The sequence below is a fragment of the Gulosibacter sp. GYB002 genome (assembly GCF_036577665.1).
Classification (GTDB): Bacteria; Actinomycetota; Actinomycetes; order Actinomycetales; family Microbacteriaceae; genus Gulosibacter; species Gulosibacter hominis.
The window spans coordinates 149,797-164,237 of sequence record NZ_JARBDD010000013.1 but is presented as its reverse complement, the minus strand read 5'-3'; the positions used below and the strand labels follow the sequence as shown (position 1 = coordinate 164,237).

Genomic DNA, 14,441 nt, shown 5'->3' with positions numbered 1-14,441 from the left:
GGCAGTTTTCGGTGCCATTTGCCCGGAAACCACGCTTTTTGCAGCCAGGAAACAAATCTCCGAAACAGGATGCAGTCAGGAAACAAATCTCTGTTCGGGGATGCAGTCAGGAAACAAAAATCAGCAGGGGCAGGATGCGGCGCGGCAGGATGCGACGCGGCAGGATGCGGCACGGCAGCGCGGCGGGATGCGGCGCGGCAGGATGCATGCATCCGGCGCTTATAGGGTGGCGGCATGAGCGAACTTCACGAACTCGCCGCAACCGAGCAGCGCCAGCTGATTGCTCGCGGCGAACTGAGCTGCCTTGAACTCACCGATCACTACCTCGCGCGCATCGAAGCGCTCAATCCGAAACTCCGCGCGTTCACAACAGTCACTGCCGACACCGCACGCGAACGCGCCGCAGCGCTCGACGACGACCAAAACCGTGGCGCCACCCGCAGTCACGAACTGCCGCTATGGGGCCTGCCCTATGCCGATAAAGACCTGGTCGACCGCGCCGGAGTGGTCACCACCTTCGGCTCGCAAGCGCTCCGCCAAAATGTTGCCACCGCATCGCATCCACTCGTCGAAACTATGGATGCAGCCGGAGGAGTGTCACTCGGAAAAACCAACACCCCCGAATTCGGTTTCCCCTCGTACACCGAAAACCAGCTGTTCGTTGACGACGAATCGGATGCATCCAAGGTGGCCCGCAACCCCTGGCAAACCGACCTCGGCCCCGGCGGCTCCAGCGGCGGCGCGGCAGTAGCGGTTGCGGCCCGGATGCTGCCGTTTGCTCCCGGCAGCGACGGCGGCGGCTCGGTGCGCATCCCGGCCGCAGCCTGCGGGCTTGTGGGACTGAAACCATCGCGCGGACGCGTTCCGGCCGGTGCCGGTCAAGAGTCGCTCGCCGGGCTGGTCGTTTCGGGACCGATAGCGCGTTCGGTTGCGGATGCGGCGCTTCTTTTTGACGGGATGCGCGGGCACGCACCGCATCCGTTCGCCACTGTCGCGCCACGCGGCGAAGCCGCCTACCTCGACATCTTGGATGCGTCAATCAAACCGCTGCGCATCGGGTTTAACAGCTGGTCGCCGTGGGCAACCGACTACCGCATCGAGGTCGAAGATGAAGCCGCGATCGCGCTCGAACAAACAATCCGGCTGGCCGAACGGCTCGGACACCGCGTCGAGCCGGTTGAGCCGCGGCCATTCCCCGAGTATTTCGCGGCGTTTCGCACGATCTGGCAGGCCGGTGCATCCCAGGTGCCAGCCGCAGTCATCGAAAGCGGCCAGGTCGAACCGCTCACCCGCTGGCTGTATGAACGCAGCCAAGAGGTGAGCGCCGCGCAGCTGGTATGGGCTCTGGACGCTCTGGCTCGGTTTGAACAGCAGGTCATCGCCGACTATGCGCCCTACGATCTCGTGCTCACCCCGGCGATGGCGATGGCACCCCGGCCGCTGGGCTGGTATGACCAGAGCGACGGTGAACGCAATTTCGAGCAGCAGTGCCAGTACACGCCGTTCACGTCATATCTCAACGCCTGTGGGCTGCCAGCGATCAGCCTGCCGGTGCGCAGCAGTCGCGCGGCCGCGAGCGCATCGGTGCTCAGCGGCGGGGATGCGTTCGAGTTGCCGTTCGGTGTGCAGGCAATCGGTAGGCCGGGGGATGAGCGCACGCTGCTGCAATTTGGTCAGCAGCTCGAGAACGAATTGCAGTGGCAGCTGCGGGTGCCACCGGCGGCGATGCTTTAATACAGCCGCGAATGAATGCCTACTATCGGCGCATATAGCCGCCGTCGACGAGCCCGGCTTCGATCTCGAAACGATTGCGCAGCGGATCGCGCCCGGCAATCGCGTAGAGCAGCGGGAAAAGCAGCCCGTATTTGCGCCACTGTTTGACGTGCACGAGTTCGTGTCGAAGCACCGCCGGCGAGACCGTGTTGCGAGTGATATACACGCGCCCGACGCAGACTCCACCGCGGCGAAACGCCCACTTCGGCAGGCCCTGGCACACGATGAGGTCGCCGTGACGGGTGATTGCGCCGGTCGAGAGCGGAGCCGCCCACAGCAGCCCGACAACCGTTGCAAAAGCACAGCCCAGACGCGAGATCGGCGAGTGGATGAACACGCGCTTGAGCGCTCGGGCTATCAGGCGCAGCATGGTTGGTCCTCGGATCGAATGCGGGGTGGCGCTGGCATCCTACCGGCCTCGACATGGAACAAAATCCGAGGATGCAGCCAAATGTTCGATACGATGTCGGCGGAATTTCTCGTCCACAATTTCAGAGCAGGAGCAACCTCATGCGAAGTGAAGATGTGATCAACGAACAGTTCCGTGCAACCAAATACGTTTTCGGCTACGACCAGTTCGAGGTCGACAACTTCCTTGACCGCGCCGCAGAAGCGCTTTACCGCTACGAGACCGGTGAAGCCTCGGCGCACTCGCTAACCGCATCACAGGTTGAGGATGTGAAGTTTGAATCTACCCGATTCAAAGCGGGCTACGACCTGCGTGAAGTCGATGAGTTTTTGGACCGACTGGCTGCCGCATTTGCGCAGTACGAGCGGGATCACGCGAATCAATGATGATTTGCCCGCGTCGGTTGCTTGAACCGTTCGCATTACAACCTTAAAAACTGTGCGTCCCGCTCAAATGTCGGGACGCACAGTCGTTTGTGGAGCCGCTAAAACGCCAGGTTGGCGGCACCGAACGCGACGTGATAGAACCGTGCTCATGCAACCGGTTCACGTTTTGGTGGTGGAAGCGACGATGCTCCACCCCGATAAAAAATTCACAGCGGCACTCGAAACGCTCACCCAGCAAGTGGTGGCGAGCGCATCCGAAATGGGTTATGAGCCGCAGCGGTTGCCGATTGCCGATGTCAGCGAGGAAGTAATTGACGCGGCATATCGCGCGGCTGACGCGATTGTGATCATGGGCGGTGATGATGTTGACCCGGCGCTCTACGGCGGCGAAACCGACTATCCCGAGCGCGGTCACCACGTGACACTGGCGGATGAACGCACGGTCGCGCTGATCGGTCGGGCAGCGAGCGACACGAAACCGGTTTTTGGTATCTGCCGGGGGATGCAGCTGCTCAATGTGGCGCATGGCGGCACCCTCATCCAGCATCTCGAAAACTCTGGTGACCACCGTTTTCCGCCAGGTCCCCGCTGGGATGAGTTTTTGCCGCATCCGGTTGATCTCGAAGCCGATTCGGTGGTCGGGAAAGCACTCGGCACGCGGGTTGCGGCGATCGAGTCATCGCACCACCAGGCCGTTGCCGAGCCGGGTGAGGGGCTGCGGGTGGTTGGCCGTGCCGACGATGGCGTAGTCGAAGCTATTGAGCACGAAACGCTGCCGCAGTTCGGTGTGCAGTGGCATCCCGAGGCACCAAATTCGGATGCGGACGAACTATCGAAACTGCTGCGGGCACTCGTGGCACTGCGCGCGTAACTTCCCAAGCGGCCACGCGACGTAGCCACGCTGTTTCGCTGGCCGGCAGCCGGGCTGCGCCGCGAAAACGGCATCGAGACTGCAAAAATCTTGTGACTGCGCAAAAGCGGCTGTACAAAAAGCGTGGGCTCGGGTCATCGGAGTGATGACTCGAGCCCAAACTGTTGGTGCCCCCGACAGGAGTCGAACCTGCGACCTACGGTACCGGAAACCGGCGCTCTATCCACTGAGCTACGGAGGCGGACAAGGGGTAAGCATACCAGCAAGTGTCACGAGTCGGGCCTACGATAGATAACCATGACCGATCTGACCCTGAGCGAAGCCCTCGCCGCAGCCGCGCGCACCGCGCTCGACCGCCGCGAAGCCGGCCGCGAACTCGAACTCACCGCTGACGACCTCAAACTTGAACGCCCCCGCAACCGTGAACACGGTGACTGGGCCTCGAACATCGCCATGCGGTTCGCGAAGCGAGTCGGATCGAATCCGCGCGAATTTGCGCAAGAAATCGCCGCGGCGCTCGAATCAAATCCGGCAGTGAAATCAGTGGCTGTGGCCGGCCCCGGTTTTATTAACATCATCCTTGATGAGGCTGCCGCCGGTGCGCTTGCGGCGCAAATTGTCGAGGCCGGTGCGGGCTATGGCACCAGCAGCGGCCTTGCCGGGCACAAGATCAACCTCGAGTTTGTCTCAGCCAACCCAACCGGCCCCATCCACCTCGGTGGTGCCCGCTGGGCAGCAGTGGGCGACTCGCTGGCTCGCGTGATGATCGCGGCCGGTGCGGATGTGACCCGCGAATACTATTTCAACGACCACGGCGCCCAGATCGACCGCTTTGCCAAGTCGCTGCTGGCCGCACACCACGGCGAGCCGACCCCCGAAGACGGTTACGGCGGCGCCTACATTGCTGAAATCGCCGCGCAGGTTGCAGCTGAACACGCCGACGAGCTGGCAGCAGCTGCCGACCGCGACGCCGAACAGGGAGTTTTCCGCGAGCACGGCGTGGCGCTCATGTTTGACGAAATCAAACAGAAGCTGCACGAGTTCCGAGTCGAATTCGACGTGTTTTTCCACGAAGACTCGGTGCACGAAGACGGCTCGGTCGACCGTGCCGTCGCCAAACTGCGCGAGCTCGGCAACATCTTCGAGCAGGAGGGCGCGGTGTGGCTGCGCTCCACCGATTTTGGTGACGATAAAGACCGCGTGGTGGTGCGCTCCAACGGCGAACCTACCTATTTTGCCGGTGATATTGGCTACTACCTCAACAAGCGCGATCGCGGCTTTGACGAATGTATCTACATGCTCGGAGCCGACCACCACGGCTATGTCGGCCGCATGATGGCCATGGCCCAGGCATTTGGCGACACCCCCAATGTCAACATGCAGATTCTCATCGGCCAGATGGTGAACCTGGTGCGTGACGGCGAACCGGTGCGGATGTCGAAGCGCGCCGGCACGATCGTCACCCTCGACGACCTGGTGGATGCGGTGGGTGTTGACGCGGCGCGTTACTCGCTGGTGCGTTCATCCACCAATTCATCGATTGATATCGATCTCGACCTGCTGGTGTCGCGTTCGAACGACAACCCGGTGTATTACGTGCAATACGCCCACGCGCGCACCTGCGCGGTGGCCCGTAACGCCGCAGATGCGGGAATTACCACGGCAGCGTTCGATCCGGCAGCGCTCAGCCACGCCACCGAAAACGAGCTGCTCGGTCAGCTGCGTGAGTTCCCGCGCCTGGTGGCTTTCGCCGCGGCCGAGCGCGAACCGCACCGCGTCAGCCGCTACCTGGAAGATCTCGCTGCCGCCTATAACCGCTGGTATGACAACTGCCGCGTGATTCCGCAGGGTGATGCACCGGTTGAACCGGTGCATGCCAGCCGTCTGATGCTCAACCTGGCAGCGCGGCAGGTGCTGGCGAACGGTCTCGAGATGCTGGGAGTGACTGCTCCCGAGCGGATGTAGCGTGACCGCATCCATCACCGTTAAACGGGCTAAGCGCCGGCGCCGTGCGCTGGTGATCGTGGCAGCATCCCTGGCGGTGCTGCTGATTATCGCTGAGCTGGTAGCTCGCGTGCTCGTTGGACGCATCGCCGCCGACAAGATTGCCGAAGCTCTGCCGCAGGGCGTGAGCGCGCACATTAACGCGGCACCCAAGGGCGCCTGCGTGCTGTGCGAGCTTGCGACCCTGCGGCTTTCGAAACTGCACCTGTCAACTTCCGATCTCACGGTGGGGGATGTGCGTGGCGAGGTGAACGCGGACGCCGCCGGTATTCAGCTCGGCGACCCGGTGCAGATCGACTCGCTCGAGGGTGAAATTCGGCTGAGTGCCGCCGAGGTCAACCGGTTGTTACAGGATGCGGCGCAAGCGGCGGGCATCACGATCAACGACCTAAAATTTTCGAATGGCACGTTGAGCTACGGCACCGAGATTGACGTGTTCGGGCGGCAAATTGCGGTGCTGGTGGATGCGCGCGTTCGGATTCGTGCCGGTGGCTATATTCGCATCGAGGCAACCGACCTGCGCTTTAAAGCAGGCGATTTCAGCAGCCAGATCGACACTCAGGAACGGCTGGTGAGCTTTGATGCCTGCGTTGCCGAGTACATTCCCGAACTGCTGCAAATCACGAATGTGGATGTTTCGGATGCGGGGCTGACGGTCGGTGTGCGAACCCGGCACAGTTTTACGGCGGCTGAAGAATCGTTTACCGAGCTGGGTAAGTGTCGCAAATAGTCAATTCACTTCTTAGCACCACTGTCAATTTGGTGTGGCACCGAAGAATTGGCTTATCATGATGCCAACCAAAATTGGTTGCGCCAATGGGCGCATTGGAACAGAGCCCTGATCGTGGCTCGGACACTTGCTCAAGGAGGAACAAGTGAAAAAGAACCGTATCTTGGTGACGACGGCTGGAATTCTGGCCGCCTCGTTGTTGCTGGCCGGCTGCGCTGGCTCTGGCAGCGAGCAGCCCGAGGGGAGCGGTGGCGCCGGTAACCCGGAAGCCATCGTCACCACCAACGGCACCGAGCCCGAGAACATCCTGATCCCCACCATGACCAATGAGGTCGGTGGCGGCAAGATCCTCGACCTCATCAACGCCACGCTCGTGTACTACGACGTTGACGGTGCGGCCCAGAACGAATTGGCCGAGTCGATCACTCCCAATGACGATGCCAGCGAGTGGACGATCAAGATCAAGCCCGGTCAAAAGTTTTCGGACGACACCGAAATCAAGGCCGACAACTTCATCAAGGCCTGGAACTATGGGGCGAACCCGAAGAACGGTCACCTTTCGGGCTACTTTTTCGAACCGATCGAGGGCTACTCGGCAGATGAGGGTGCGGATGTGCCCGAACTGTCGGGTCTGAAGAAGGTTGACGACCACACCTTCACCGTCAAGCTGAAAGAACCCACCTCCGACTTCGGTCTGCGCCTGGGGTACTCGGCATTCGCACCGCTTCCGGACGTCGCATTCGAAGACCTCGACGCGTACGGCAACGCTCCGCTCGCTTCGGGCCCGTACATGATTGCTGAGGACGGTTGGGAGCACAACGTCAAGGTCGACCTCGTACCAAACCCGAGCTATGACGGTCCCCGCACCCCCAAGAACGGTGGTATCACCATCACGTTCTACGCGACCCAGGATGCTGCCTACAACGACCTGCTGGCTAATAACCTCGACGTTCTTGACGCGCTGCCCGACTCGGCATTCGGCACCTACGAAGACGAGCTTGCAGGGCGCTCGGTGAACCAGCCCAGCGCTGTGTTCCAGTCGGTCACCATCCCGAACATTGACCACTTCACCGGTGAAGAGGGCAAGCTGCGTCGTCAGGCCATCTCGATGGCGATCAACCGTGAGGAGGTCACCGACGTGGTGTTCTCCGGTACCCGTACCCCCGCCAGTGACTTCACCTCACCGGTAATCGATGGCTGGAGCGACAGCATCCCCGGTAGCGAAGTACTCGAGTTCAACCCCGAGAAGGCTAAGGAACTGTGGGCTGAGGCCGACAAGATTTCGCCGTGGAGCGGCACGCTCGAAATCGGTTACAACTCGGACGGTGGCCACCAGGCCTGGGTCGAAGCTGTGACCAACCAGATTTCGAACAACCTCGGTATCGAGGCCAAGGGCAAGCCCTACGCCGCCTTCAAGGAGCTGCGTCAGGAAGTCAACGACCGTTCGATCAAGAACGCCTTCCGTACCGGTTGGCAGGCCGACTACCCGGGTCTGTACAACTTCCTCGCGCCGCTGTACGCAACCGGTGCTGGTTCGAACGACACCGACTACTCGAACCCCGAGTTCGACAAGCTGCTTGCTGAAGGTGCCAAGGCTACTTCGGTAGAGGAAGCCAACAAATACTTCGAAGAAGCACAGTCGATCCTGTTCGAGGACCTCCCGTCGATTCCGCTGTGGTACGCGAACGTGGTCGGCGGCTGGAGCGAGTCAGTCTCGAACGTCGAGTTCGGCTGGAACTCGGTCCCGGTCTACTACGAGATCACCAAGAACTAGTCGGCATCGACTACCGATGAGTGGGGCTGGTCAACAAACCGGCCCCACTCCGGTGCCAGAGGACGCACAATATGCTCCGATATCTGGGCAGACGACTGCTCCAAATCATTCCAGTATTTTTCGGCGCGACTTTTTTGATCTTCGCGCTGGTTCACCTCATGCCAGGTGACCCGGTTCAGGCGCTCGGCGGTGACCGCGGACTCTCAGAAGCTGCTGAAGCGCGCATCCGGGCCCAGTACAACCTGGATGAGCCATTCTTCATGCAATATCTGCTCTATCTCAAGGGCATTTTTACGCTCGACTTCGGCGAGACTTTCAGCCAGCGCCCCGTTATTGAAGTGATGGCGAAAGCGTTCCCGGTGACCGCGGCGCTTGCGGTGATGGCTCTCGTCTTCGAAGCGGTTTTCGGTGTGGCCTTCGGCATGATCGCGGGTCTGCGAAAGGGCGGTGTCTTCGACTCGACGCTGCTTGTGCTCTCACTCGTGCTGATCGCCGTTCCCACCTTCGTTGTTGGTTTCGTGCTGCAGTTTTTTATCGGCGTGAAACTCGGATGGCTGCCAACCACGGTGGGCGGCTCACCAAACTTCCAATCGCTGCTGATGCCGGCGATTGTGTTGGGATCGGTGTCATTCGCCTATGTGCTGCGACTCACCCGACAGACCGTGTCAGAAAACCTGTCGAGTGACTTCGTGCGAACCGCACGAGCAAAGGGGCTGCCCGAACGCAGGGTTTTCGGCAGGCACGTGCTGCGTAATTCACTGATTCCCGTGGCTACCTTCCTCGGTGGTGACCTTGGGGCGCTTATGGCCGGAGCAATCGTCACCGAAGGTATCTTCTCGATTAACGGTGTCGGTGGAACTCTCTACCAGGCCATCCTCAAGGGTGAAACCACCACGGTGGTCTCCTTTACGACAGTTCTGGTGCTCGTCTACATCTTGGCCAACCTGATCGTCGACCTGCTCTACGCAGTACTTGACCCGAGGATTCGTTATGTCTGATCTGCAATCGAACTCGAAGGGTTTGCGTCCCGGCCAGGAGCGCTGGGTCGCCGAAACCGATGAAACCGGCCTGGGTGCTGTGGACGCAGTCAAGGACGAGTCTGCTCCCCGCTCGATGTTCGGCGAAGCCTGGCGCATCATGCGTCGGCGACCGCTGTTCTGGTTTTCGAGCACCATCATCGCAATCGTGGTGATCGTGGCGCTCATGCCCAATGTGTTCGCCCCGACTGATCCCAGTTTCTGTGAACTCAAAAACTCGCTCGGCGACCCGAGCGGCGCGCATCCGCTCGGTTTTGACCGGCAGGGATGCGACATCATGTCGCGTATCGTGCACGGCACCAGCACCTCCGTAGCGGTGGGCCTGCTCTCGACCGCAATCGTTACCACCATCGGTGTGGTGTTCGGAGCGCTCGCCGGATATATCGGCGGCTGGCTCGACTCGCTGCTGTCACGACTCACCGACATCTTTTTCGCGGTGCCGTTCGTGCTTGGCGCGATCGTGTTCATGCAGATGTTTAAGGATGCACGCAACGTGGTCATGGTGGCTGTCGTGCTGGCGGCCTTCGGCTGGCCGCAGATTGCCCGGATCACCCGCGGTGCGGTGCTCGAAACCAAAAACGGCGAGTATGTTTCGGCAGCCCGCGCGATCGGTGTGCCAGAGTGGCGCATCCTCATCGGGCATGTACTCCCGAACGCTGCCGCACCGATCATCGTCTATGCGACCGTGGCGCTGGGCACCTTCATCGTTGCCGAGGCGACACTTTCGTTCCTTGGCCTTGGTCTCCCACCGGATGTGGTCTCGTGGGGTGGCGATATTGCCAAGGCGCAGACCTCTATTCGCACCGACCCGATGGTGCTCTTTTTCCCGTCAATTGCATTGGCGCTCACCGTGCTCAGCTTTATCATGATGGGCGACGTTGTGCGTGATGCGCTCAACCCGAAGTCGGTGAAACGATGACCGAGACACCACTGCTTAAACTTACCGATCTCGAGGTCGCGTTCCAGTCGTCAACCGGAACTGTTGCCGCAGTTCGGAAAGCAAACATCACCATCTACCCCGGCCAGTCTGTAGCGATCGTGGGGGAGTCGGGATCGGGTAAATCGACCCTGGCCGCCGCCATCATCGGTCTGCTGCCGGGAACCGGTCAGGTTGTTGGCGGTTCGATCGAGTTCAACGGACGTGACATCACGAACCTGACCAAGCAGGAGCTGGTTGCGATGCGGGGGAGCGAGATCGGCATGATCCCGCAGGATCCGATGTCGAACCTCAACCCGGTGTGGCGAATTGGCACGCAGGTTGAAGAAGCGCTTCTCGCCAATGGCACCTCTGCTGCGCACGCAAAAAAGCGCGCGGTCGAAGTGCTGGGCGAAGCCGGGCTTCCCGACGCGGAACGTCGAGCACGCCAGTTTCCGCACGAGTTTTCGGGCGGTATGCGGCAGCGTGCGCTGATCGCAATCGGCCTAGCTTCCGACCCGAAACTGCTGATTGCGGATGAACCGACCAGCGCCCTCGATGTGACCGTGCAGCGACGCATCCTCGATCACCTCGAGACACTCACCGGCTCGCGCGGCACTGCGGTGCTGTTCATCACACACGACCTCGGCCTGGCTGCCGAACGCGCCTCACATCTTGTGGTGATGCACCGTGGACGGGTGGTGGAATCGGGGCCGAGCCTCGAAATTCTCACCGACCCGCAGCATCCCTACACCCAGCGGCTGGTGGATGCAGCACCATCGCTATCAAGCGCGCGCATCCGTGCCGTGCAGAAGGGGATCAACCCCGTTGCGGTCACCGAAACAATCAATGTGCAGGGCGCAAAAAATGCCGTGATTGAGGTGAACAATCTCGTCAAGGAATTCCCCATGCGGGGAGCGAGAAACCGGGTATTCCGAGCCGTTGACGATGTGTCATTCAAACTGCGCCGGGGATCAACCCTCGCCGTCGTCGGTGAATCGGGATCGGGTAAATCAACCGTGGCAAATATGGTGCTGAAGCTGCTCGAGCCAACAAGCGGCAGCATCCTGTTTGACGGTCAGGACATCACCAAAATGTCGCGCGCACAAACGTTTGCGATGCGCCGGCGGATGCAGGTGGTCTTCCAAAACCCCTACGGTTCACTCGACCCCACCTATTCGGTATTTCGGGTGATCGATGAGCCATTGCGCACGCATCGCGTGGGTGGGGGCCGTGCCGGTCGTGAAAAGCTCGTGGGTGAGCTACTCGACATGGTGGCGCTCCCAAAATCTGCAATGCGCCGCTATCCGCACGAGCTTTCGGGCGGCCAGCGTCAGCGGGTGGCAATTGCGCGGGCGCTCGCGCTTCGACCCGAAGTGATCGTGCTCGACGAGGCAGTCTCGGCGCTCGATGTGCTGGTGCAAGACCAGATCTTGCGGCTTCTCAACGAACTGCAGCAAGAACTCTCGCTGTCGTACCTGTTTATTACGCATGACCTCGCGGTGGTGCGTGAGAACGCTGACGATATCGTGGTGATGCAGCAGGGGCGCGTGGTGGAGCAGGGCCCGGCCGACGGTATTTTCGGCAACCCGGCCACCGACTACACCCGCGAACTCATCGAGGCGGTTCCCGGGGGCACCCTCCCGATCGGTCGATTCGCGCGCTTCGGCGCTGAGAGTGGCGAAACCTCGCACTAGCGTGCCGACCTCGCCCGCGGTCAGATTACTTAATCGGTCACAGCGGGCGAGGTCGCGCTCGGCTCTGGATAGGATTGTGGCGTGATTTTTTCAGAGTCAAACGCGGTAAACCCACTCGCTCCACAGTGGCTAAACCCGGCGGACGCTCGCCAGCTCAACTCGGGTGTGTGGCCGACGACTGCAATCCGCGATGCAGCAGGTGAGCTCACCATTGGTGGCGTGCGCGCCACTGAGCTGCTCGAACGGTATGGTTCACCCCTCTACGTCATTGACGAGCACGATATGCGCGAACGGGCAGCATCGGCGCTGGCCGCATTCACCGAGGCCTTCAATGCTATCGGCGCGCAGGTGCAGCTGCATTACGCCTCGAAAGCGCTGCTGAGCATCGATATTGCCCGCTGGATGCAGCAGGCCGGCGTGGGGCTGGATGTCGCGTCGGCGGGTGAGCTTGAGGTGGCACTGGCTGCCGGAATCGAACCCGAAACGATTGGGCTGCACGGCAATAACAAATCGGATGCGCTGCTCGCCCGCGCGGCCGAGGTGGGTGTCGGCACGGTGATTATCGACTCGCTCACCGAGATCGACCGGCTCGCCGCAGTGGCAGCCGAGCTCGGTAAACGGCAACCGGTGCTACTGCGCATCAACTCGGGTATTCACGCCGACACCCATTCGTATCTCGCCACCAGCCACGAAGACCAGAAGTTCGGCATCACGTTGGCAAGTGCCGCCGAGGCGGTCGCCAAAATTCGCGGTTACGAAGCGCTTGAGTTCCGGGGCCTGCACTCGCATATTGGCTCTTCGATCTACTCGGCTGATGGGTTCGGTGCCGCGGCCGACCGGCTCATGCGCTTGCGCGCCGAGCTGCTGAAGGGCGGCCCCGTGCCCGAGGTAAATCTCGGCGGTGGCTTTGGGATTGCCTATCTGCCAAGCGATCGGCCGCTGCCGCTCGACGAACTTGCCCGTGGAATCGCCGCGGAAGTTGCGCGGGCCTGCGCAGAAACCGGCACCGACCTACCGCTTGTCACCTTCGAACCGGGCCGCTCAATTGCGGGGCCGGCCGGTGTGACCCTCTATCGCGTGGGCGTCACCAAGGATGTGACGGTCAGCGACGAGCACGGCACCCCGGCCGTGCGCCGCTATGTATCGGTGGACGGCGGTATGAGCGATAACGCTCGCCCGGCCATGTACCGGGCCGACTATTGCGTGCGGCTTGCGAATCGTGAATCGGATGCGCCGCTGCAGCTTGTGCGAGTGGTTGGCAGCCACTGCGAGTCGGGAGATATCGTCGTTTATGCCGACTATTTGCCCGATGACGTGAACTATCGCGATATTCTCGCCGTGCCCGCCACCGGCGCCTACTGCTTTGCTATGGCAAGTCACTACAACTACTTTGATCGCCCCGCCATGGTGGCGGTACGGGATGGCCAATCACGCACCCTGGTGCGTCGCATCACCATCCAAGACCTGCTCGCGGCCGACACCGCATCGACCCCGGAGGAACACCCATGATTAGCAACCGCACCGTCAAAGTTGCCCTGCTCGGCGCCGGCTCGGTAGGTAGCCAGGTGGCACGCCTGCTGCTCGAACAGCGCGAAGAATTTGCCCAGCGCACCGGTGGCGCGCAGCTCGAATTGGTGGGTATCGCGGTTCGCAATGTGGATGCACCGCGCGATACCGATCTGCCAAAAGAACTTTTCACCGACAACCCGCGTGAGCTCATCCTGCAATCCGAAATTGTGGTGGAGCTCATGGGCGGTATCGAACCCGCCCGTGAACTCATCAAGCTGGCGCTCGAATCGGGTGCTGATGTCATCACCGCCAACAAGGCACTGCTCGCGCACCACGGTAACGAACTGTTCGCCCTCGCTGGGCGAGTTGGCGCGCAGCTCTACTATGAGGCCGCTGTCGGTGGCGCGATCCCGATCATCCGTCCGCTGCGCGAAAACCTCGCCGGTGACCGGATTGACCGCATTCTCGGCATCGTTAATGGCACCACCAACTTCATCCTCGACCGGATGCACACCAGCGGCGACAGCTTTGAGCGGTCGCTCGAAATCGCCACTGAGCTCGGTTATGCCGAGGCCGACCCCACCGCCGATATTGGCGGTTACGACGCACAGCAGAAGGCCGCGATTCTTGCATCCATCGGTTTCCACACGCAGGTTCCGGTTGACGAGGTTTATCGCGAGGGCATCACCGAGGTCACCGCAAAGCAGATCGCTGACGCCGACGCTGCCGGCTATGTGGTGAAGCTGCTGGCGATCTGTGAGCGGATCGTCGACGGCGAAACCGAGCGTGTTTCAGCCCGCGTGTATCCCGCACTCGTTCCAAAACAGCATCCCCTGGCAAGCGTGCACGGCGGTAATAACGCGATTTTTGTTGAGGCAGCCGCAGCCGGCCCGCTGATGTTCTACGGCGCCGGAGCCGGGGGAGTGGAGACCGCATCGGCGGTGCTCGGCGACCTGATTTCGGCGGCGCGCCGTCATCTGATGGGTGGCCCCGGGCTCGGCGAGTCGATGGCCGCCAACCTGCCGGTGATCGACATCAGCGCGATCGAAACCTCGTACCAGATCTCACTACAGGTGAATGACGAGCGGGGTGTGCTCGCCGAAATCGCCCAGTGCTTCAGCGAACACGGTGTGTCGGTGGCGACGCTCACCCAGCAGCCGGGCGAGGATGACGATGCGAGCGCTACCCTGGTAATCGGTACGCACCGTGCGCCCGAAGGCGCTCTGGGCGCACTGGTCGAATCGCTCGAGCAAATGCCGACCGTCGACCGGGTATCCGGCGTACTTCGGGTTGAGGGCGACTAACAGCCCCGCCCAATCGCAGTGAACTGCAAGT

The 14,441-nt window shown here is 61.4% G+C and carries 13 protein-coding genes and 1 tRNA gene; 12 read left to right on the top strand and 2 right to left on the bottom strand.

From position 1 onward, the window contains the following. Positions 1-100 precede the first annotated feature (100 nt). A complete protein-coding gene (locus PV375_RS07880) occupies positions 101-238 on the top strand; it encodes a hypothetical protein (RefSeq protein ID WP_332106834.1) in 138 nt (45 codons plus the stop codon). Continuing rightward, entirely contained in the window at positions 235-1,734 is a 1,500-nt protein-coding gene (locus PV375_RS07875) for an amidase (protein ID WP_332106833.1), read from the top strand. The genes PV375_RS07880 and PV375_RS07875 overlap by 4 nt, the downstream gene beginning before the upstream one ends. 22 nt (positions 1,735-1,756) lie before the next feature. Here PV375_RS07875 and PV375_RS07870 read toward each other — a convergent pair whose 3' ends face one another. Next, the gene (locus PV375_RS07870) at positions 1,757-2,143 is read right to left on the bottom strand and encodes a Fe-S oxidoreductase (protein ID WP_332106832.1); all 387 of its coding nucleotides are present in this window, start codon (positions 2,141-2,143) and stop codon (positions 1,757-1,759) included. Between the two features lie 140 nt (positions 2,144-2,283). On the opposite strand from PV375_RS07870, the gene PV375_RS07865 reads away from it, so the two are divergent. Continuing rightward, a complete protein-coding gene (locus PV375_RS07865; protein WP_332106831.1) occupies positions 2,284-2,568 on the top strand; it encodes a DivIVA domain-containing protein in 285 nt (94 codons plus the stop codon). A 148-nt stretch (positions 2,569-2,716) separates the two neighbouring features. After that, positions 2,717-3,439 carry a gamma-glutamyl-gamma-aminobutyrate hydrolase family protein gene (locus PV375_RS07860; protein ID WP_332106830.1) on the top strand — a complete coding sequence of 241 codons (723 nt, stop codon included), beginning with the start codon at positions 2,717-2,719 and terminating at the stop codon, positions 3,437-3,439. Positions 3,440-3,604: 165 nt separating this feature from the next. On the opposite strand, the gene PV375_RS07855 is transcribed toward PV375_RS07860, so the two are convergent. Beyond that, positions 3,605-3,680: transfer RNA gene (locus PV375_RS07855), tRNA-Arg, on the bottom strand. Positions 3,681-3,736: 56 nt separating this feature from the next. Between PV375_RS07855 and argS the strand changes: the two genes are divergently transcribed. From argS to PV375_RS07815, 8 genes are all read left to right on the top strand, one after another. After that, entirely contained in the window at positions 3,737-5,404 is a 1,668-nt protein-coding gene (gene argS / locus PV375_RS07850; RefSeq protein WP_332106829.1) for an arginine--tRNA ligase, read from the top strand. Position 5,405: 1 nt separating this feature from the next. Next, complete coding sequence (locus PV375_RS07845; RefSeq protein ID WP_332106828.1) at positions 5,406-6,173, top strand: LmeA family phospholipid-binding protein; 768 nt, start codon at positions 5,406-5,408, stop codon at positions 6,171-6,173. A gap of 145 nt (positions 6,174-6,318) precedes the next feature. Beyond that, positions 6,319-7,947 carry a peptide ABC transporter substrate-binding protein gene (locus PV375_RS07840; protein ID WP_332106827.1) on the top strand — a complete coding sequence of 543 codons (1,629 nt, stop codon included), beginning with the start codon at positions 6,319-6,321 and terminating at the stop codon, positions 7,945-7,947. Between the two features lie 71 nt (positions 7,948-8,018). Next, entirely contained in the window at positions 8,019-8,945 is a 927-nt protein-coding gene (locus tag PV375_RS07835) for an ABC transporter permease (protein ID WP_332106826.1), read from the top strand. Beyond that, entirely contained in the window at positions 8,938-9,903 is a 966-nt protein-coding gene (locus tag PV375_RS07830) for an ABC transporter permease (RefSeq protein ID WP_332106825.1), read from the top strand. Before PV375_RS07835 ends, PV375_RS07830 begins: the two co-directional genes overlap by 8 nt. Beyond that, positions 9,900-11,597, top strand: coding sequence for an ABC transporter ATP-binding protein (locus tag PV375_RS07825; RefSeq protein WP_332106824.1), 1,698 nt, complete (start codon positions 9,900-9,902; stop codon positions 11,595-11,597). The genes PV375_RS07830 and PV375_RS07825 overlap by 4 nt, the downstream gene beginning before the upstream one ends. Before the next feature lie 81 nt (positions 11,598-11,678). Beyond that, positions 11,679-13,106 carry a diaminopimelate decarboxylase gene (gene lysA / locus PV375_RS07820; RefSeq protein WP_332106823.1) on the top strand — a complete coding sequence of 476 codons (1,428 nt, stop codon included), beginning with the start codon at positions 11,679-11,681 and terminating at the stop codon, positions 13,104-13,106. Then, on the top strand, positions 13,103-14,410 hold the full coding sequence (locus PV375_RS07815; protein WP_332106822.1) for a homoserine dehydrogenase: 1,308 nt from the start codon (positions 13,103-13,105) through the stop codon (positions 14,408-14,410). The genes lysA and PV375_RS07815 overlap by 4 nt, the downstream gene beginning before the upstream one ends. Positions 14,411-14,441 lie beyond the last annotated feature (31 nt).

Excerpts from the sequence above, each read along its gene's own strand:
- PV375_RS07880 (WP_332106834.1), top strand. The coding sequence starts at position 101 with ATGCAGTCAGGAAACAAAAATCAGCAGGGGCAGGATGCGGCGCGGCAG.
- PV375_RS07875 (WP_332106833.1), top strand. The coding sequence starts at position 235 with ATGAGCGAACTTCACGAACTCGCCGCAACCGAGCAGCGCCAGCTGATT.
- PV375_RS07870 (WP_332106832.1), bottom strand. The coding sequence starts at position 2,143 with ATGCTGCGCCTGATAGCCCGAGCGCTCAAGCGCGTGTTCATCCACTCG.
- PV375_RS07865 (WP_332106831.1), top strand. The coding sequence starts at position 2,284 with ATGCGAAGTGAAGATGTGATCAACGAACAGTTCCGTGCAACCAAATAC.
- PV375_RS07860 (WP_332106830.1), top strand. The coding sequence starts at position 2,717 with ATGCAACCGGTTCACGTTTTGGTGGTGGAAGCGACGATGCTCCACCCC.
- argS (WP_332106829.1), top strand. The coding sequence starts at position 3,737 with ATGACCGATCTGACCCTGAGCGAAGCCCTCGCCGCAGCCGCGCGCACC.
- PV375_RS07835 (WP_332106826.1), top strand. The coding sequence starts at position 8,019 with ATGCTCCGATATCTGGGCAGACGACTGCTCCAAATCATTCCAGTATTT.
- PV375_RS07830 (WP_332106825.1), top strand. The coding sequence starts at position 8,938 with ATGTCTGATCTGCAATCGAACTCGAAGGGTTTGCGTCCCGGCCAGGAG.
- PV375_RS07825 (WP_332106824.1), top strand. The coding sequence starts at position 9,900 with ATGACCGAGACACCACTGCTTAAACTTACCGATCTCGAGGTCGCGTTC.
- PV375_RS07815 (WP_332106822.1), top strand. The coding sequence starts at position 13,103 with ATGATTAGCAACCGCACCGTCAAAGTTGCCCTGCTCGGCGCCGGCTCG.